This window comes from Pseudomonas putida (assembly GCF_028682635.1).
In the GTDB taxonomy this organism is placed as follows: Bacteria; Pseudomonadota; Gammaproteobacteria; order Pseudomonadales; family Pseudomonadaceae; genus Aquipseudomonas; species Aquipseudomonas putida_AE.
Window position 1 is genome coordinate 25,319 of the sequence record NZ_JANHLK010000009.1, and the last position, 17,117, is coordinate 42,435.

Consider the following 17,117-nt stretch of genomic DNA (forward strand, 5'->3'; position numbering starts at 1 on the left):
AGCGGTGGGTCAGACGACTTCATTGTTGTCTGACACGCCCTCTTCGCGAGCAAGCCCGCTCCCACAGGTTATTTATCGTTGCGTCTAGCGCACTTATAACCTGTCGATAAGTCAGTTTTCGTCAGGTCCCGACCTTTTTAGAATGCTCCGACACCAAAATCCCGGAGCTAGCAGTAATGACTTCCCTGACGGTCACGGCCCCTATCGCCGCGGCCAGCCCGACGGCCACCGCGCCACAGGTTTTTGGTCCGCGGATCATCATCGGCCTGGTGGGCGTATTGCTCGCCGTGCTGGTGTCGGGCTTGAACGAAATGGTGACCAAGGTAGCCCTGGCCGACATCCGTGGAGCCTTGGCCATCGGCTACGACGAAGGCACCTGGCTGGTCGCCAGCTACGCCGCGACCTCGGTGGCGGCCATGGCCTTCGCGCCGTGGTGCGCGGTGACGCTGTCGCTGCGGCGCTTCACCCTGTGTGCCATCGGTGCCTTCACCCTGCTGGGCGTGTTGTGCCCGTTGGCGCCGAACTACGAAAGTCTGTTGGTCCTGCGTACGCTGCAAGGCCTTGCCGGTGGCGCGCTGCCGCCGATGCTGATGACCGTCGCCCTGCGTTTTCTGCCGGCCAACGTCAAGCTGTACGGACTGGCCGGTTATGCCCTCACTGCCACCTTCGGACCCGGACTGGGCACGCCGCTGGCCGGGCTATGGAGCGAGTACGTCGGCTGGCAGTGGACCTTTTGGCAGATCGTCGCGCCGTGCCTGATCGCCATGGTTGCCGTGGCCTATGGCATCCCCCAGGACCCGCTGCGCCTGGAGCGCTTCAAGCAGTTCAACTGGTGTGGTCTGCTCCTGGGTTTTCCGGCGATCTGCATGCTGGTGATCGGCATCCTGCAGGGCAATCGGCTGGACTGGTTCGAGTCGAGCCTGATCTGCGGATTGCTAGTGGTCGGTACGCTGTTGTTGGTGGCGTTCCTGATCAACGAGTGGTCGCAGCCAATTCCGTTTTTCAAACTGCAGATGCTCGGCATCCGCAACCTGTCGTTCGCCCTGATCACCCTGGCCGGCGTGCTGGTGGTGTTGCTGGCGGTGGTGATCATTCCGTCCAGCTATCTGGCGCAGGTCCAGGGTTATCGCCCGGTGCAGACCGCGCCCATCACCCTGTTGGCAGCGCTTCCGCAGTTGATCGCGCTGCCGTTGGTGGCGGCGCTGTGCAACCTGCGCTGGGTCGATTGCCGCTGGGTGCTGGGGATCGGCCTGAGCATGCTGGTGTTGTCCTGCATCGGCGGTTCGCAGCTGACCTCGGTGTGGATTCGCGACGAATTCTATGCCCTGCAACTGCTACAGATCTTCGGCCAACCGATGTCGGTGCTGCCATTGCTGATGCTCTCGACCGGCAGCATCAGCCCCATGGACGGCCCCTTCGCGTCGTCCTGGTTCAACACCGTCAAAGGCCTGGCGGCGGTGATCGCCACCGGCGTGCTGGAAACCCTGACCACGCATCGCCTGCACTTTCACTCGACCATGCTGGTGGACCGCCTCGGTAATTCGCCCCTGGTCGACAGCGACACCCCGGGCCTTGCCCACCGCCTGCATGAGCAGGCCGTGGTGCTGGCCGCAGCGGATCTTTACCTGTGCATGGCTGGCGTCGCAGTGGCGCTGATCCTGCTGATTTTCTGGCTGCCGACGCGGATCTATCCGCCCCGTGCGCCGACTTGAACGCATCACTGAAACAGAAGGTTTTCATGACGACTCAATCCAAGCAAAAAGTAGCCGTTGGCGTCTGCGTCGTGATCGCGACGGGCGTCCTGATTTATCTGCTGGCGCCCGGCCTCTTCGGCCAGCGCACGCAGCAGAGCACCAATGATGCCTATGTCTCGGCCGACTACACGCTGGTGGTGCCCCGCGTTGCCGGGTTCATCAAGCAAGTGCTGGTGGAAGACAACCAACAGGTCAAGGCCGGGCAGTTGCTGGCGCTGATCGATGACCGCGACCTGCGCGCCGCCGCCGAAGCGGCCGCCGCCGAAGCCGTGATGGCCCAGGCGCAACTGGAAAATGCCCGGGCGACGCTTGAGCGTCAGGCTTCGGTGATCGCCCAGGCGCAGGCACAGGTGGTGTCCGCCAAGGCGGAAATGGCCTTCGCGCAACATGAACTGGACCGTTACAACCACCTGGCCGGGGTCGGGGCCGGCACGGTGCAGAACGCTCAACAAGCGCGCACGCGGATCGACCAGGCCGGTGCCCGGTTGACCAATGTCACGGCGGTGCTGGCGGCGGAGCGCAAGCAGGTGGACATACTCGCCGCCCAACGTGATGGGGCGGAGGGTGGTTTGAAACGGGCGCAGGCCAAGCTTGAAATCGCCAGTTACGAGCTGTCTTACACACGGATCACCGCGCCGCAGGACGGCATGGTCGGTGAGCGCGCGGTGCGGGTCGGCGCCTATGTCACGCCAGGCAGCAAACTGCTCGCGGTGGTACCGCTGGCGCAGGCCTACGTGGTGGCCAATTTCCAGGAAACCCAACTGACGAATGTGCAACCGGGGCAGGACGTGCAGGTGCATGTCGACACCTTTGGCGGCGCAACCTTGAACGGGCGGGTCGAGAGCATCGCACCGGCCACCGGGGTGACTTTTGCTTCGGTCAAACCGGATAACGCCACTGGCAACTTCACCAAGGTAGTGCAGCGGATTCCGGTGAAGATCGTGCTGGAGCCGGGGCAGGCCCTGGCCCAGCGGTTGCGGGTAGGGATGTCGGTGGAGGCGAGTATCGATACGGCCAACGTCAAGGCTAATGAGGTTGTTCAGCGATGAAGATGTTCGTTGAATGTGCCGACGATTCGATTTGCTCGCGAAGAGGGCGCTTGCCACAACTCACTTTTTGCGCCTTGCTTGTCATGGGACTGTCAGCCTGCACCGTCGGCCCGGACTTCCAAAAACCACAGGCGCAGCAAGTCACCGAGTGGTCAAAACCATCAAAAGCCGCCACCAGCCAAGCCAGCGCCGAGTCGATGAACGAACGCTGGTGGCAAGTGTTCAACGATCCGAAACTCTCGGCCCTTACTCAGCGCGCCCTGACCGACAACCTCGACCTGAAGCTCGCCAGCAGCCGCTTGCAGCAAAGCCGTGCGGTGCGCCAGGTGGTGACGGCCGATCGTTATCCCACCAGCGCCGTCGGCGGCAGTTACGCCCGTAAACGCAACAGCGGCGAAGGCCTGAGCGACCCGTCGGGACATGACGGTAACTCCGCGTTCAACCTTTGGGATGCCGGGTTCTCCGCCTCTTGGGAACTGGATTTCTGGGGCAGGGTACGTCGCGAAACCGAGGCTGCCGATGCCACTCTGGAAGTGGCGGAAAACGACCGTCGCGGCGTGCTGTTGTCGGTGCTGGCCGAAACCGCCCAGGACTACATTCAACTGCGCGGTGTGCAGAATACCCGCGCCGTCACCGAACAGAACCTCGACGTCGCCCGCCATAGCCTGAAGCTGTCGCAACTGCGCCTGGCCGACGGCGTCGCAACCGACCTCGATGTCGCCGAAGCGGCCGCCCAGGTCGCGACCATCGAATCGCGCCTGCCAGCACTGGAGCAACGCCAGGCCCAACTGATCAACGCCCTGAGCCTGTTGATGGGCGAACCGCCCCAAGCGCTGGCGGCCGAGTTATCCGCCGACGCGCCGGTGCCGCAAACCCCGCGCCAGGTCGCCATCGGCCTGCCGTCGCAACTGGCCGAGCGCCGCCCGGACATCCGCCAGGCCGAAGCCCGCCTGCATGCCGCGACCGCGAGCATCGGCGTTGCCAAGGGTGATTTCTACCCGCGCATCACCCTGTCGGGCAGTGTCGGTTCGCAAGCCATGCAATTGAGCGATTTCGGTTCCTGGGGTTCACGCACCTTCGGCATCGGCCCGCAGTTCAGCCTGCCACTGTTCGACGGCGGTCGCCTGCGCGGCGTGCTGGATCTGCGCGAGGCCCAGCAACAGGAAGCAGCCATCGCTTACCAGCAAACCGTGCTGCGCGCCTGGCATGAAATCGACGACCAATTGAGCGCCTACAACGCCAGCCAACTGCGCCGCGACAGCCTCGCCGAAGCGGTGCGGCAGAACCGGATCGCCCTGCAAACCGCGCAACGGCAATACGTCGAGGGCGTGGTGGACTTCGTCAACGTGCTCACCGTGCAAGGCGCCTTGCTGGCGACTCAGGAGCAGTGGGTGGAGAGCTCCACCGGTGTTTCGCTGGCGGCGGTCGGGTTGTACAAGGCGCTGGGTGGTGGATGGGAGTCGGTTTATCCGCTGACCGCACAGCGGTGAGTGAAACTGTGTAGCCGGGCGTAGGAAGGGTCCTGATTTTTTTGTGTGGGCATCCGGGATGCCCATCAGGGGTTAGCATTTTGGTCCACTCCATGACCCTGGTTATGCATCCCTATGAATGCCAATCCTTATGCGCCTCCAGTGGCCGAACTTGATTGCACTGAACCACCCCGCGCGACCTTTTTTGTTGTGGGGACAAGCAAATTCGCGCTGATGATCGTTTTCACCTTTGGTTTGTACCTTACCTATTGGATGTATAAAAACTGGAAGCTTTACCGCACCGCCACGGGCAACAAAGTGTTACCCATAGTTCGTGCAATTTTTTTCGTGTTTTTTGTGTACTCGTTGTTCACCAGCATTGAACGGCGAATACGCGCTTCAGGTAAGGACTATCGTTGGTATCCACGCTTGCTTGCGTTGATTGTGATCATGACTGCGCTAGCGGGCATGGGGCTGGCGTGGTTACCGGATCTGCACATCAGCTTTGCCCTGAGTCTTCTGGTTCTACTCTTGCAAGTCTGCTCCTTGTTGCGTGTACAGGAAGCAATCAACTATCTGGAAAACGACGTGCGCGGAACGGCGAACGCAACACTGACTTTTGCCAATGGAGTCGGGTTCACATTTGGCTTGTGCGTTTGGGGCGTAGCGATTCTGGGTTTCTATATCCTGTTGTAGAGTTACCCTCGACTCAAGATTTGGCCGACAGATCCGCCATGCCCTTGAGCAATTCGATCGGCAACGGAAAGACGATGGTCGAGCTCTTGTCCCCGGCGATCGAGCTCAGCGTCTGCATGTAGCGCAGCTGCATGGCGCCGGGCTGGCGGCCGAGCATTTCGGCGGCCTGCATGAGTTTTTCCGAAGCCTGCAATTCGCCTTCCGCGTGGATCACTTTGGCCCGGCGTTCGCGTTCCGCTTCTGCCTGTCTGGCGATGGCGCGGATCATCGATTCGTTGAGGTCGACGTGCTTGATTTCGACGTTGGCCACCTTGATGCCCCAGGCGTCGGTCTGGGCGTCGAGGACTTGCTGGATGTCGATGTTCAGCCGTTCGCGCTCGGCCAGCAGTTCATCGAGTTCGTGTTTGCCGAGCACCGCGCGCAAGGTGGTTTGCGCCAGTTGGCTGGTGGCCATGAGAAAATCTTCGACCTGAATGATCGCCTTCTGCGGATCGAGCACGCGGAAGTACAGCACGGCGTTGACCTTGACCGAGACGTTGTCGCGGGTGATCACATCCTGCGGCGGGACGTCGAGGACGATGGTGCGCAAGTCGACGCGGACCATTTGCTGGATCACCGGAATCAGCAGGATCAGGCCTGGGCCCTTGACCTGCCAGAAGCGTCCGAGTTGGAACACCACCCCGCGCTCGTACTCGCGCAAGATGCGGAACGTCGCCCCCGCCAGTGCGATCAGCAGTAGCAGCAGCGCGACAAAACCGATTTGCAGACCCATGACTAACCTCCAACCGTTACCGCGTCAGCCGCGGCCACTTCCAGCAACAATCCCTTGCGTGCCACCACCCGGACCTGTTGCCCGATCTGCAATGGCGTGGTGCTCGACACCTGCCAGCGTTCGCCCTGCAAATGTACCCAGCCCAGGCAGGCATCGCCGGCCTGCAAGGCCAGCACCGGGGTAACGCTGCCCAGCAGGCCGGCATCGCCGCTGACGGTATGACGCGGCCGGGTCTTCAGGGCGCGGATCAGCAGGAATATCAGCAGCAACGCGCTGATCAGGCCCAGGCCGATCATCAACGGCACGGGCAATTCGGCATTGGTCAGGATCACCGCGCCGATCACGAACATCACGATCCCGCCCAGACCGATCACGCCGTAGTTGGGCAGGGCCGCCTCGGCGATCAGGAACGCGATACCGAAGGTAATCAGCCAGATCCCCGCGGGGTTGGAAGCGGGCAGTCCGGCGGTGTCCGCGGCGATGGCGGATCCGCTTAATGCCAACAGCAATGCAACGGCACAACAGCGAGTGTTCACGTGACCCTCCGGGAGAGTCGCAGGTGGTTCTGTATACAGTCTAGTTGAGGCGCTGGTTGTATGAATTTTGCCCAGTTGTAAACCTGCCCGATGGGCGGATTTCCCGCTGGTTTGCCCCGGCGGGCCTAGACTTTTACTACGTACAAAAATGTTAACCATCGTCCGCCAGGCGTTATTGCGGACTCCGAGGTGCATCATGCGTATGGCAAGAACCGTGCAGAGAAGCCTGGACCAGGCTCAATGCGAATATGACATCGTCACCCATCCACACTCGGCCAGCAGCCTCGAAACCGCGCGGGTCGCGGGTATTCCCGCGGAACGGGTGGCCAAGTCGGTGATCCTCGACGACCACCACGGGCATTACCTGATGGCCCTGCTGCCTGCCAGCCGTCACCTGGACTTGAGCAAAGTGCGCAGCACCGGTGAATGGCAGGTCTCCAGGGAAAGCAATCTGCCGCACCTGTTCGACGACTGCGAACGCGGCGCCGTGCCTGCCCTGGGCGAAGCCTATGGCCTGGACGTGGTCATCGACCCACTGCTGACCCGGCAGAAAGACATCTATCTGGAAGCCGGCAACCACATCAACCTGTTGCATATGGACATGCCTCAATTCCTGAAAATGGTGCCGCATGCGGAGGTGCGGGAGTTGAGTCATTGAATTTTGCGCAGTCAGTCACATCGCCTTCGCGGGCAAGCCACGCTCCTACAAGGTGACGCGTTCCCCTGTAGGAGCGAGCTTGCTCGCGATTGACCGCGCAGCGGTCACCTAAACCACCCAGGAGCCAGTCATGGAAAACCCAACCCACAGCCTTCCCTCCCTGTTCAAACAACTCGGCCTTCCCGACGACGCCGAGAACATCGACAAATTCATCGCCACCCACTCACCGCTCAAACCGGACTTGCACCTGGCGGATGCTTTTTTCTGGAGCCCGAGCCAGGCGGATCTGTTGCGCAATGAAATCCTGGATGATGCCGATTGGGCGGAGGTGGTGGATCAGTTGAATGTGATGCTGAGAAAGGGGCGGGGGGTATAGGGATTCAATTCTCTGGCGGCCACTGTCGAGATGTGTGAACCAGGGCAAGTATCCAGATTGCATTCACCGCTTGCTCATAAACGATGCGATAGCTCTGATGTGGAATCAGCTCGCGAGTGCCTGCAATGATTCCCGCGGGGCCGCTTTCCGGGTATTGGGCTAGTTGGGACATCGCATCGCTGAAGCGGCTATCCATGTCGATGGCTGCTTCAGGGTTAACGGTGTGCAGGTAAATACCAGATGTCCGCACGATCCTGTGCTGCTTCTCGCGTCCAGATTATTTTCATTCTTGTATGGCTGCCCGTCCACGCCTGGAGGCGAATTCTGCTTCCACTTCATCGTTCGTCAGGCCGTCGCCTCTGCTCATCGAAACACGAGCGATGTCCACCTTGCGAACTCCATTTGGGCAGTCCTACGACAGATGGCAACCAATTTGTTTCAAAACTTGACTGAAAATCCCCTCCAATGGCATATTGATAGTTAGCAAACTAACAGTGTGTATTGACCCTCGTGCCGAATTCCCTCGACGCTCTCCAGATGAACATCAGCAGCACCATGGTGGTGGCCGCGCGGCACTGGCGCAAAATCTGCCAGGCCACGCTGGCCAACTATGGAATTTCTGAAGCCTGTGCCGTCCCGCTGCTGATGATCGGGCGCCTGGGGGAGGGTGTGCGGCAGGTGACAGTGGCGCAGGCGGCGGGGATGGAAAGCCCGTCCCTGGTGCGATTGCTTGATCAGCTGTGTCATGGCGGCTACGTCTGCCGCACCGAAGACGCCCAGGATCGTCGCGCCAAATGCCTGAGCCTCACCGATAGCGGTCGCATTCTGGTGCAAACCGTCGAGGTCGAACTGGTTCGATTGCGCAATGAGGTGCTCGAAGGTATCGATCCGCGAGATCTGGAAGCCACTCTACGGGTATTGAAGGCCTTTGAAGCGGCCGGGCAACCATCGGACGACAACCCTTGAACGGCTTTTTTTCCGGCTTCCCCCCGGCGCGGGACTGGTTCTACGGCGTGCGCACCTTCGCGGCCTCGATGATCGCGCTGTACATCGCCCTGCTCATGCAAATGCCGCGTCCTTATTGGGCGATGGCCACGGTGTATATCGTGTCCAGCCCGTTTGTCGGGCCGACCAGCTCCAAGGCGCTGTACCGAGCGGTCGGCACTTTTCTGGGTGCCGCTGCGGCTGTCCTGTTCGTGCCGATGTTCGTGCAGAGCCCTTATGTGCTGGTGGTGGTCATCGCGCTGTGGACCGGGACCCTGCTGTTCCTGTCCATGCATTTGCGCACCGCCAACAATTACGCCTTGATGCTGGCCGGCTACACCTTGCCGTTGATCGCCCTGCCGGTGGTGAATAACCCGTTGGCGGTGTGGGACGTGGCCGAAGCGCGCACCGAGGAAATTTTCCTGGGCATCGCCGTCGCCGCGGTGGTTGGCGCCATGTTCTGGCCGCGCCGGCTGGCCCCGGTGTTCAACGACTCGGTGAGCAAATGGTTTGCCGACGCGTCGATCTACAGCGCGCGCTTTCTCGACCGCAACGTGCAGCCCGAGGAAGTCAGCGCTTTGCGCTCCTCGATGGTTGCCACCTTCAATACTCTGGAATTGATGATCGGTCAGTTACCCCACGAAGGCGCGCGGCCACAAACGGTGCGCAACACCAAGGAATTACGCGGGCGGATGATTCACCTGTTGCCGGTGATCGATGCCCTCGACGATGCACTCTACGCTCTGGAAAGACGCACCCCCGAGCTGGTGGACAAGTTCGCGCCCTTGCTGGCCGCCTCCACCGAATGGCTCGAGCACCAGGACGCTGACATCGAGCGCTGGCAAGCGCTTAAAGACCAGCTCGAAGCACTGCAACCCAGCCCCGAAGTGCTGGATGATCGCAAGCAACTGCTGTTCTCCAACGCCATCTATCGCCTCGGCGAATGGGTCGATCTGTGGCAGGACTGCCGCAGCCTGCAACACGCGATCGAGTGCGAAAGCCAGGACAGTTGGCGCGCGGTCTATCGGCATTGGCGCCTGGGGCGCCTGACCCCCTTCCTCGATCGTGGCCTGATGCTCTATTCCGCCGCCTCCACCGTCGTTGCGATCATTGTCGCCTCGGTGTTGTGGATTCTGCTGGGCTGGACCGACGGCGGCGCGGCGGTGATTCTGGCGGCCGTGGCCTGCAGCTTCTTTGCTTCGATGGACGACCCGGCACCGCAGATCTACCGGTTCTTTTTCTGGACGGCGATGTCGGTGGTGTTTGCCAGCCTCTACCTGTTTCTCGTCCTGCCCAACCTGCATGATTTCCCGATGCTGGTGCTGGCATTCGCCGTGCCGTTCATCTGCATCGGCACCCTGACGGTCAAGCCACAGTTTTATCTGGGCATGCTGATGACGTTGGTCAACACCTCGTCGTTCATCAGTATCCAGGGCGCGTACGACGCGGACTTCCTCAGCTTCGCCAACTCCAACCTGGCAGGTCCCGTCGGCTTGCTGTTTGCCTTCGTCTGGACCCTGATCGCCCGGCCATTCGGGGCCGAGCTGGCGGCCAAGCGCCTGACCCGTTTCGCCTGGCGCGACATTGTCAGTCTCACCGAGCCGGCCACATTGGCCGATCACCGGCGCCTGGGTGTGCAGGTGCTGGATCGACTGATGCAGCATCTGCCGCGCCTGGCCGTGACCGGCCAGGACACCGGCATCGCCCTACGCGAAGTCAGGGTGGCACTGAACCTGCTGGACCTGCTGGCCTACACGCCGCGGGTTCAGGGTGCACCGCAGGCGTTGCTGCATCAGGTGGTGGCCGAGGTTGGCGAATACTTCACGGCCTGTCTCAAGGCCGGTGAACGCCTGCCGGCACCGAGCCCGTTATTGATGACCCTCGACCGCACCCGCCGAGCCTTGGCCAGCGCGCCGGATGAGCAAACCCGCCTGCACCTGCTGCACGCCCTCAGCGGCTTGCGCCTGGCGTTGTTGCCCGGCGTCGAATTCGTTGGTTCTGCCGAGTCTGAAGAACCGCTTCCCCACGGCATCGATGGAGCGCCTTTATGATCGGTGATCTGGATATCAGTGGGGTGTTCCTGCCCACGCTGCTGGCGCTGATGGGCATTACCTATGTGGTGTACCTGTTGGTACACGGGGTGCTGACGCGCCTGCACTTTTACCGTCTGGTCTGGCACCGGGCATTGTTCAACGTGGCCCTCTACGCCCTGCTGCTGGGCGCTGTGGACTCACTCAGCCGATACCTGATGACATGAAAAAACCGTTTTTAACCCTCGGCCGCGTGGTCCTGACGCTGCTGATCGTCACCTTCGCCGTGGTCGTGGTCTGGCGCATGGTGATGTATTACATGTTCGCGCCCTGGACCCGTGACGGGCACATTCGTGCCGACATCGTACAGATCGCGCCGGACGTGTCCGGGCTGATCCAGCAAGTGCAAGTGCGCGACAACCAGTTGGTCAAGCGCGGCCAGGTGCTGTTCAGCATCGACCAGGACCGCTTCAAACTGGCCTTGCGCCAGGCGAAAGCGGCGGTCGCCGATCGCGAGGAAACCCTGGCCCAGGCCCAGCGCGAAGCCAAGCGTAACAAGGGGCTTGGCAATCTGGTGCCGGGCGAGCAACTGGAGGAAAGCCAGTCACGGGTGGCCCGTGCCCAAGTGGCGTTGATGGAAGCTCAGGTCGCCGTCGACAGTGCGCAACTGAACCTCGACCGCTCGGTGATCCGCAGCCCCGTGGACGGCTACGTCAACGACCGCGCGCCGCGCACCCAGGAATTCGTCAGTGCCGGGCGGCCGGTGTTGTCGGTGGTGGATAGCAATTCTTTCCATATCGACGGCTATTTCGAAGAAACCAAGCTCAACGGCATCCACATCGGCCAAAGCGTCGACATCCGGGTGATCGGCGACAACGCGCGACTGCGCGGCCATGTGGAAAGCATCGTGGCCGGTATCGAGGATCGCGACCGCACCAGTGGCAACAACCTGCTGCCCAACGTCAATCCGGCCTTCAGTTGGGTGCGGTTGGCCCAGCGGATTCCGGTGCGCATCGCGTTCGATGACGTCCCTGAAGATTTCCGCATGATCGCCGGGCGCACCGCCACGGTATCGATCATCGACGACCAGAAACGGGAGCCCGCGTTATGAGCAAGGCCTCGGGTTTGGCGATCGCCGGATTAGGCTTGCTGTTGTCGGCGTGTCAGGTGGTCGGTCCGGATTATCACTTGCCGGACGAAGCCGCCATCCACCGTGAAGACCTGCAGGGCGAACTGGCGGTGAACGGCAAGCCGGTGGTTTCGGCGCCGGTGCCTGGCGATTGGTGGCGCCTGTATCATGACCCGCGGCTTGACCAGTTGGTGCAGCAGGCCCTGGCCTCCAACACGGATCTGCGCGTAGCGGCCGCCAGCCTGCTGCGAGCGCGCGCTCAGGTCGACCAGGCCGAAGCAGCGGGCGGCTGGAGCGGTGGGGTGAAGATGGGCGCCCAGCGCTTGCAGGAATCCGGTGAAGCGTTCCTGCTACCGGAAAAAGTGCCGGTGGCCAACATCGGCGATATCGGCATCAGTGCGTCCTACCAATTCGACCTGTTCGGCACCTTGCAGCGCGGCATCGAAGCGGCCAAGGCCAATGCCGATGCGACCCAGGCGGCGGCCGATACGGCGCGCATCACCCTGGTGGCCGATGTGGTCCGGGCCTACACCCAGGTGTGCGCGGCCAACGAGGAACGGGAAATCGCCCAGCATTCCCTCGACCTTCAAGCCCAGAGCACCACACTCATCCAGCGATTGCGCGATGCTGGGCGTGGTGACGAAACCCAGGTGACCCGTTCGCAAACCCAATTCAAATCCTTGCGCGCCGACATGCCGCGCTATGAAGCGGCGCGGCAGGCCGGGCTGTTCCGCCTGTCGATGCTGCTGGCCAAACCGCTGGATCAACTACCGGCTGGCACCGACAGCTGCGCCGAACTGCCAAAAATCGCGCAATTGTTGCCGGTGGGTGATGGTGCATCGCTGCTCAAGCGCCGCCCCGACATCCGCCAGGCCGAACGTCGACTGGCGGCCGCGACCGCCGGTATCGGTATCGCTACCGGTGAGCTGTACCCGGACATCCGCATCGGCGCGACCATCGGTACGGTCGGTATCCTGGAAAACCTCGGCGAGCCGTCCACCAACCGCTGGGGTTTCGGTCCGTCGCTGACCTGGAACGTGCCGACCAACGGCGCCCGGGCACGCATTCGCGAGGCTGAGGCGGTGACCCAGGCCACGCTTGCACACTTCGATGGCGTGGTGCTCAACGCGATTCGTGAAACCCAGACCGGTCTGGCCCAGTACTCCGCCTTGCTGCAACGCCGTGAGGCCCTGGCGGACGCCGAGCAGTCGGCGAAGCTGGCCGCAGACCAGACCCATCGCTTCTTCCAGGCCGGCCGTGCGTCGTTCCTGGCGGATCTGCAGGCGACCCGCACCTACACCGACGTCACCGCGCAACTGGCCGCCGCCAACACTCAGGTGGCCATCAGCCAGATCGATTTGTTCCTCGCCCTGGGCGGCGGTTGGGAAAGCGGACGAACGCAAGGGTCGAACTCCGGCAAACCCTGAGGCCGTTGCTATGCTTTGAAGTGTCGAAAGGGCGTTCGTGCAAAGCGTCCTCGATTCGCACAAGGCATGCGCAGGTCATGGGGAAACCAATAATGAAAAACCCTTATGCTCTCGGCTTCTGGTGCGCCGTTGTGGCGTTGGTGCTGCTCACGGCCACCTATTTCTACGGCATCATGCTGGCCCACCAGATCGACACGGCACTAACGTTCCTCGACAGCGCCGCACTGTTGATTGCCGTGATGTCCATCGCGGTGGTGGCCTGGGCCTCGGTCCAGGGGCAACGAGTCAAGAAAAGACAGCTTGAACAAGGCAAGACCCTGGTGATGATCTGGGACACCAAGGTGGCGCTACGGCGTGTCGAATCAGTGTTCGATCGGTATTTCTGGGGCAGCTACTGGCAACCTGGCAGGACTTTCCAGGAAGTCATGGGGGAACTCACGGGCACGCCGCTGGAAAAAAGCCTCGAAACCCTGAAAAAACAATGCCTGGAGCTGGACAAGCAAGTGGCCGACGACGGTCGCCATTGGCTCAATAATGCCCGCGAGCTGGCTGACGTCGCCACCGCCATGGCCCGCGAGCGCTATCAACTGGACTTCTGCGACCCGCGCGAGGAAGTGACGGGTGGGGCGGTGATCAATCGGGATTTCGAGGTGCTGATCTATACATGGACGGCGCGGTTGAAAACCTTTGATCATCAGCTTGATGAGATTGAAGTGCAGTATTCCTGATTCATTGTTGGCGGGACAGACGCCTTCGCTGGCAAGCCAGCTCCTACAAGGATCACGCAGACCTGTAGGAGCTGGCTTGCCAGCGAAGGCGATCTTGTGTTCGCCAAGACACTTTTTCACCGTTAACCATTGGGCTGCCCTGCATGCCTGATGCTAACCTGCACCCCACTTTCAGCGCAGTCGTGACCGCCACCCGTCAAGGGTTCAGGGAAGACGACCACACCTTCAACAACGGACATTGAACAGGTCATTCATGAATAAATCAGCAGGCGTGCTCCTGGGAATCGTTGTCGCCATCGGTGCAATCAGCGCCGGCGGCGCCTGGTTCACCGGCACCAAGATCGAAGGTGTACTCAACACCTCCCTGGCGGATGCCAACAAGCAGTTGCAGGCCGCCATGGTCGGTTACAAAGGCACCGCCTCGCTGGAGCTGGTATCCCTGGAACGCCATGTGTTCAGCAGCACGGCGCATTACCGCCTCAAGGGTGAGGGCGAAATGTTCGGCGAGGCCCCGGTCGAATTGCTGTTTGTCGACCACATCGAACACGGCCCGCTGCCGTTCTCGCGCCTGGTATCGCTGAAGTGGTTGCCGGTCATGGCCACCAGTCACTATGAACTGGAGAAGACCCCGCTCACGGAAAAATGGTTCGCCGCCACCAAGGACGCTTCGCCGCTCAAGGGGGTGGTCAACCTAGGCTACGACAATTCCACCAACGGCACGCTTGAATTGCTGCCGCTGGAAACTGCACTGGATGACAAGTCCAGCCTGAAGTTTTCCGGTCTGAAAGTTGACGTCGCGGCCAGCGCCCAGGCGCAGAAGGTCAAGGCCGACGGCTACATGGACAGCCTGAAGCTGACCACCGTCGCCGAAGACCAGACACCCGTGCAGGTCGAATTGAGTGGTCTGACCCTGGCCAGCAACCTGGCAAAAAGCACCTACGGTTATTACACCGGCGATAACACCGTCGAGCTGAGCAACAGCAAAACCACCTTCGGCCCCAAGCAGTCAGTGCTGGGTTTGAAGAATTTTGAAATGAAGAACCACACCGAGGAATCGGGTACCAGCGCTTCCGGGCGAGCCGATTACAAGATTGCCGAAGTGTCCCTGAACGGCAAGGCCGTGGGTTCTGCCCAGCTGGCCATGAGCCTGAAGAACCTCGACATCCCGGCGACGTTGTCGCTGATGCAGATCTACCAGACAAAATTGCAACCCTATGAGCAGGCCGCCGCCGAAGCTGCCGAGGCCGGTCAACCGGTTCCTGAGCTGAAGTTGACCGAAGCGGAAGAGGCGCAGCTTAAAACCGGTCTGGAACAATTGCTGGCGGCCGGCCCGCAGGTGGCCCTGGAGAACCTGTCGTTCAATACTGCCAATGGCGAAAGCCGCGCCAACCTGGTGCTGAACCTGACCAAGCCGCAGTCCATCGACTTGCCCGCCGACCAGTTGGTCCGCCAGATGATCGCGTTGCTGGACGTCAACCTGAAAGTGTCCAAGCCGATGCTCGTCGACATCCTCACCGTGCAGTCGCAAATCGACGGCCAGACCGACGCCAAGCTCGTTGCCGATCAGGCCACTGCCACCGCCGATATGTTCAGCAGCATGGCGGTCGGCTCGCAGCTGGCAAAACTGGACAACAACAACATCGTCAGCCAACTGCATTACGCCAATAACCAGGTGGAATTCAACGGCCAGAAAATGACCGTCGAGGAGTTTGTCGGCTTCGTGATGAGCAAGTTCGCTGGCCCAGGCGTAGCCCAGGAGCCATAAGAACCCTGTAGGAGCTGCCGAAGGCTGCGATCTTTTGATTTTGGTATCGCCGAAGATCAAAAGATCGCAGCCTTCGGCAGCTCCTACAGGCCCATTTCAATCGCGGATCAACCGCCACGCCTCGTCCACGGGCAACGGCTGCTTCATCCGTTCGGCGAGCATCGCCATCGTGCGCTCTTCCTCACAGGCCACGGCCGCCGTCACCACACCGTTTTTGCCAAACAGGCCGATAAAGGGCGGATTGTTCGGATCACCCTTGAACTCGACTTCGTCCCAGCCTTGCGCGTGGCCGAGGTAGTCGTAGTTTTTGCCAAAGTGCCAGGTCCAGAAGTACGGCACATCGAGGTAATGTTCATCACCACCGAGCATGTTCGCCGCCGCGATTCGCGCCTGTTGCTGCGCCAGGCGCCAGTGTTCGATGCGTTGCGGCTGACCGTTGAGGGGGAAGGTAGCGATATCGCCAGCGGCCCATAGCCCGTCGGTCACGCGCATCCCGCCGTCAACCAGCAACGACTGATCCTTTTCCTTCGGTGGATCGGCAAACGCCACGGTCGCCGGAGTGACGCCAATCCCGACCAGCACCAGGTCTGCCGGTACACGCTGACCATTATCCAGGCGTACGGCTTCGACTTGCGTTGTTCCTTCGATCTGCACGGCTTCGCCCGCCGTTCGGTACACCACGCCGTTGGCCTCGTGCAGGGCCAGGATCGCCTTGCCGACGCTGTCGCCGAACTGTTTGGCAAAAGGCACCGGTTGCCGGGCCAGTACCGTGACGTCCAGACCGTATTGGCGCAGGGCTGAAGCGGATTCCATGGCGATGAAGCTGTCGCCGATGATCACCGCGCGCTGACCGGGTTTGGCGCTATCCAGGATCCGACGGGCATGGTCCCTGGAGCGTAAAACGAAGACCTGCGGCAGATCGGCGCCGGGTAACTCCAATGGCTTGGGAATGCCTCCGGTTGCCAGCAATGCAGCGTCATATTCGAGTGACTGACCGTCGGCCAATTGCATTATCCGGTTTTCAGCATCCAGGCTCGTTACTTGCGCGTTGATCCGCTCGATGCGTTGCTCGCCGTAGAACGCTTCATCGCGCAAGGCGGGGACTTCATCCGGTGGAGTCTGACCGGCGATCACAAATTTGCTCAGCACCGTACGGTCATAACCCGCTGTTTCGCGGTCGATCAGCAGCACCCGGCCACCAAATCCTTTTTCCCGCAGGGCCGATGCCGCCGCCGTGCCCGCAGCGCCCGCACCGACAATCACAAAGACGCGTTCGTCATCGGCCGGCGGGGTGTGGGCGTCCTGCAGCGGCTGGTCGCCTACCCAGACTTCGTCGTCACGCACTTCGAGAGGGTAACGCTTCAGGCTGTCCAGGGCGGGCGGCTCGCACAACCCGCCGTCCTCGATCCGAAACTGCGCCTTGTGCCACGGACAGGTCAGCCTGCCATTGCAGAATGCGCCTTCGGCCAGGGGCGCCCCGGCGTGCGGGCATTCGCCTTGATAGGCGCGTAATTGATCGCCGACTTTCAGCAGGAGGATCTTGCTGTCCTGGACGCTGACTTCCAGGCCGCGGTCTTCGGGTATATCGGCGGCACGGGCAACGCGATGCAGGGTCATGATTGCTCTCCAGACCGGCGTTTCAATTAAGAGTCTGGCGCTTGACTCGAGGTTCATCCAATTCCCACTGCCACCGCGCGAACGGTCCGGCTATAGTTTGCTCGCCGACCTCGGCCCCACCCGCACA

At 61.4% G+C, this 17,117-nt stretch carries 17 protein-coding genes; 13 read left to right on the top strand and 4 right to left on the bottom strand.

Annotated features, from left to right (window positions below; all coding sequences use genetic code 11):
* The first annotated feature begins 176 nt into the window (after positions 1-176).
* The 4 genes from NPS56_RS13275 (at position 177) to NPS56_RS13290 (ending at position 4,968) form a co-directional block, all read left to right on the top strand.
* Positions 177-1,712 carry an MFS transporter gene (locus NPS56_RS13275; protein WP_274075013.1) on the top strand — a complete coding sequence of 512 codons (1,536 nt, stop codon included), beginning with the start codon at positions 177-179 and terminating at the stop codon, positions 1,710-1,712.
* Between the two features lie 26 nt (positions 1,713-1,738).
* Positions 1,739-2,803 (top strand): HlyD family secretion protein, encoded by a 1,065-nt coding sequence (locus NPS56_RS13280; protein WP_274075014.1) that lies wholly within the window; start codon positions 1,739-1,741, stop codon positions 2,801-2,803.
* Entirely contained in the window at positions 2,800-4,293 is a 1,494-nt protein-coding gene (locus NPS56_RS13285; protein ID WP_274075015.1) for an efflux transporter outer membrane subunit, read from the top strand. The genes NPS56_RS13280 and NPS56_RS13285 overlap by 4 nt, the downstream gene beginning before the upstream one ends.
* 114 nt (positions 4,294-4,407) lie before the next feature.
* On the top strand, positions 4,408-4,968 hold the full coding sequence (locus tag NPS56_RS13290) for a hypothetical protein (RefSeq protein WP_274075016.1): 561 nt from the start codon (positions 4,408-4,410) through the stop codon (positions 4,966-4,968).
* A gap of 13 nt (positions 4,969-4,981) precedes the next feature.
* Here the strand turns inward: NPS56_RS13290 and NPS56_RS13295 are convergent, their stop codons facing one another.
* Both NPS56_RS13295 and NPS56_RS13300 read right to left on the bottom strand, forming a co-directional pair.
* Complete coding sequence (locus NPS56_RS13295; protein ID WP_274075017.1) at positions 4,982-5,740, bottom strand: slipin family protein; 759 nt, start codon at positions 5,738-5,740, stop codon at positions 4,982-4,984.
* Between the two features lie 2 nt (positions 5,741-5,742).
* A complete protein-coding gene (locus tag NPS56_RS13300) occupies positions 5,743-6,276 on the bottom strand; it encodes an NfeD family protein (protein WP_274075018.1) in 534 nt (177 codons plus the stop codon).
* A gap of 196 nt (positions 6,277-6,472) precedes the next feature.
* Here NPS56_RS13300 and NPS56_RS13305 point away from each other — a divergent pair, with 196 nt between their 5' ends.
* Both NPS56_RS13305 and NPS56_RS13310 read left to right on the top strand, forming a co-directional pair.
* Positions 6,473-6,934: an aminoacyl-tRNA deacylase gene (locus NPS56_RS13305; RefSeq protein WP_274075019.1), complete on the top strand. Its 462-nt coding sequence runs from the start codon at positions 6,473-6,475 to the stop codon at positions 6,932-6,934.
* Positions 6,935-7,064: 130 nt separating this feature from the next.
* A complete protein-coding gene (locus NPS56_RS13310) occupies positions 7,065-7,310 on the top strand; it encodes a DUF2789 domain-containing protein (RefSeq protein ID WP_274075020.1) in 246 nt (81 codons plus the stop codon).
* A 4-nt stretch (positions 7,311-7,314) separates the two neighbouring features.
* Here the strand turns inward: NPS56_RS13310 and NPS56_RS13315 are convergent, their stop codons facing one another.
* Positions 7,315-7,506, bottom strand: a complete 192-nt coding sequence (locus NPS56_RS13315; protein WP_425313628.1) for a type II toxin-antitoxin system RelE/ParE family toxin — start codon at positions 7,504-7,506, stop codon at positions 7,315-7,317.
* 341 nt (positions 7,507-7,847) lie between these two features.
* On the opposite strand from NPS56_RS13315, the gene NPS56_RS13320 reads away from it, so the two are divergent.
* From NPS56_RS13320 to NPS56_RS13350, 7 genes are all read left to right on the top strand, one after another.
* Positions 7,848-8,276, top strand: a complete 429-nt coding sequence (locus tag NPS56_RS13320) for a MarR family winged helix-turn-helix transcriptional regulator (protein WP_274075021.1) — start codon at positions 7,848-7,850, stop codon at positions 8,274-8,276.
* Positions 8,273-10,345, top strand: a complete 2,073-nt coding sequence (locus NPS56_RS13325; protein WP_274075022.1) for an FUSC family protein — start codon at positions 8,273-8,275, stop codon at positions 10,343-10,345. The genes NPS56_RS13320 and NPS56_RS13325 overlap by 4 nt, the downstream gene beginning before the upstream one ends.
* The gene (locus tag NPS56_RS13330; protein ID WP_274075023.1) at positions 10,342-10,551 is read left to right on the top strand and encodes a DUF1656 domain-containing protein; all 210 of its coding nucleotides are present in this window, start codon (positions 10,342-10,344) and stop codon (positions 10,549-10,551) included. Before NPS56_RS13325 ends, NPS56_RS13330 begins: the two co-directional genes overlap by 4 nt.
* Positions 10,548-11,435, top strand: a complete 888-nt coding sequence (locus tag NPS56_RS13335) for an efflux RND transporter periplasmic adaptor subunit (RefSeq protein WP_274075024.1) — start codon at positions 10,548-10,550, stop codon at positions 11,433-11,435. The genes NPS56_RS13330 and NPS56_RS13335 overlap by 4 nt, the downstream gene beginning before the upstream one ends.
* The gene (locus NPS56_RS13340) at positions 11,432-12,880 is read left to right on the top strand and encodes an efflux transporter outer membrane subunit (protein WP_274075025.1); all 1,449 of its coding nucleotides are present in this window, start codon (positions 11,432-11,434) and stop codon (positions 12,878-12,880) included. The genes NPS56_RS13335 and NPS56_RS13340 overlap by 4 nt, the downstream gene beginning before the upstream one ends.
* A 92-nt stretch (positions 12,881-12,972) precedes the next feature.
* Entirely contained in the window at positions 12,973-13,608 is a 636-nt protein-coding gene (locus NPS56_RS13345) for an NADH:ubiquinone oxidoreductase subunit N (RefSeq protein WP_274075026.1), read from the top strand.
* Between the two features lie 253 nt (positions 13,609-13,861).
* A complete protein-coding gene (locus NPS56_RS13350) occupies positions 13,862-15,373 on the top strand; it encodes a YdgA family protein (RefSeq protein ID WP_274075027.1) in 1,512 nt (503 codons plus the stop codon).
* Between the two features lie 96 nt (positions 15,374-15,469).
* Here the strand turns inward: NPS56_RS13350 and NPS56_RS13355 are convergent, their stop codons facing one another.
* A complete protein-coding gene (locus tag NPS56_RS13355; RefSeq protein ID WP_274075028.1) occupies positions 15,470-16,990 on the bottom strand; it encodes an apoptosis inducing factor family protein in 1,521 nt (506 codons plus the stop codon).
* Positions 16,991-17,117 lie beyond the last annotated feature (127 nt).

Coding starts and splice junctions, on each gene's coding strand:
- NPS56_RS13280 (WP_274075014.1), top strand. CDS start 1,739: ATGACGACTCAATCCAAGCAAAAAGTAGCCGTTGGCGTCTGCGTCGTG.
- NPS56_RS13310 (WP_274075020.1), top strand. CDS start 7,065: ATGGAAAACCCAACCCACAGCCTTCCCTCCCTGTTCAAACAACTCGGC.
- NPS56_RS13295 (WP_274075017.1), bottom strand. CDS start 5,740: ATGGGTCTGCAAATCGGTTTTGTCGCGCTGCTGCTACTGCTGATCGCA.
- NPS56_RS13350 (WP_274075027.1), top strand. CDS start 13,862: ATGAATAAATCAGCAGGCGTGCTCCTGGGAATCGTTGTCGCCATCGGT.
- NPS56_RS13290 (WP_274075016.1), top strand. CDS start 4,408: ATGAATGCCAATCCTTATGCGCCTCCAGTGGCCGAACTTGATTGCACT.
- NPS56_RS13335 (WP_274075024.1), top strand. CDS start 10,548: ATGAAAAAACCGTTTTTAACCCTCGGCCGCGTGGTCCTGACGCTGCTG.
- NPS56_RS13340 (WP_274075025.1), top strand. CDS start 11,432: ATGAGCAAGGCCTCGGGTTTGGCGATCGCCGGATTAGGCTTGCTGTTG.
- NPS56_RS13330 (WP_274075023.1), top strand. CDS start 10,342: ATGATCGGTGATCTGGATATCAGTGGGGTGTTCCTGCCCACGCTGCTG.
- NPS56_RS13285 (WP_274075015.1), top strand. CDS start 2,800: ATGAAGATGTTCGTTGAATGTGCCGACGATTCGATTTGCTCGCGAAGA.
- NPS56_RS13275 (WP_274075013.1), top strand. CDS start 177: ATGACTTCCCTGACGGTCACGGCCCCTATCGCCGCGGCCAGCCCGACG.
- NPS56_RS13355 (WP_274075028.1), bottom strand. CDS start 16,990: ATGACCCTGCATCGCGTTGCCCGTGCCGCCGATATACCCGAAGACCGC.
- NPS56_RS13320 (WP_274075021.1), top strand. CDS start 7,848: ATGAACATCAGCAGCACCATGGTGGTGGCCGCGCGGCACTGGCGCAAA.
- NPS56_RS13315 (WP_425313628.1), bottom strand. CDS start 7,506: ATGGATAGCCGCTTCAGCGATGCGATGTCCCAACTAGCCCAATACCCG.
- NPS56_RS13305 (WP_274075019.1), top strand. CDS start 6,473: ATGCGTATGGCAAGAACCGTGCAGAGAAGCCTGGACCAGGCTCAATGC.
- NPS56_RS13345 (WP_274075026.1), top strand. CDS start 12,973: ATGAAAAACCCTTATGCTCTCGGCTTCTGGTGCGCCGTTGTGGCGTTG.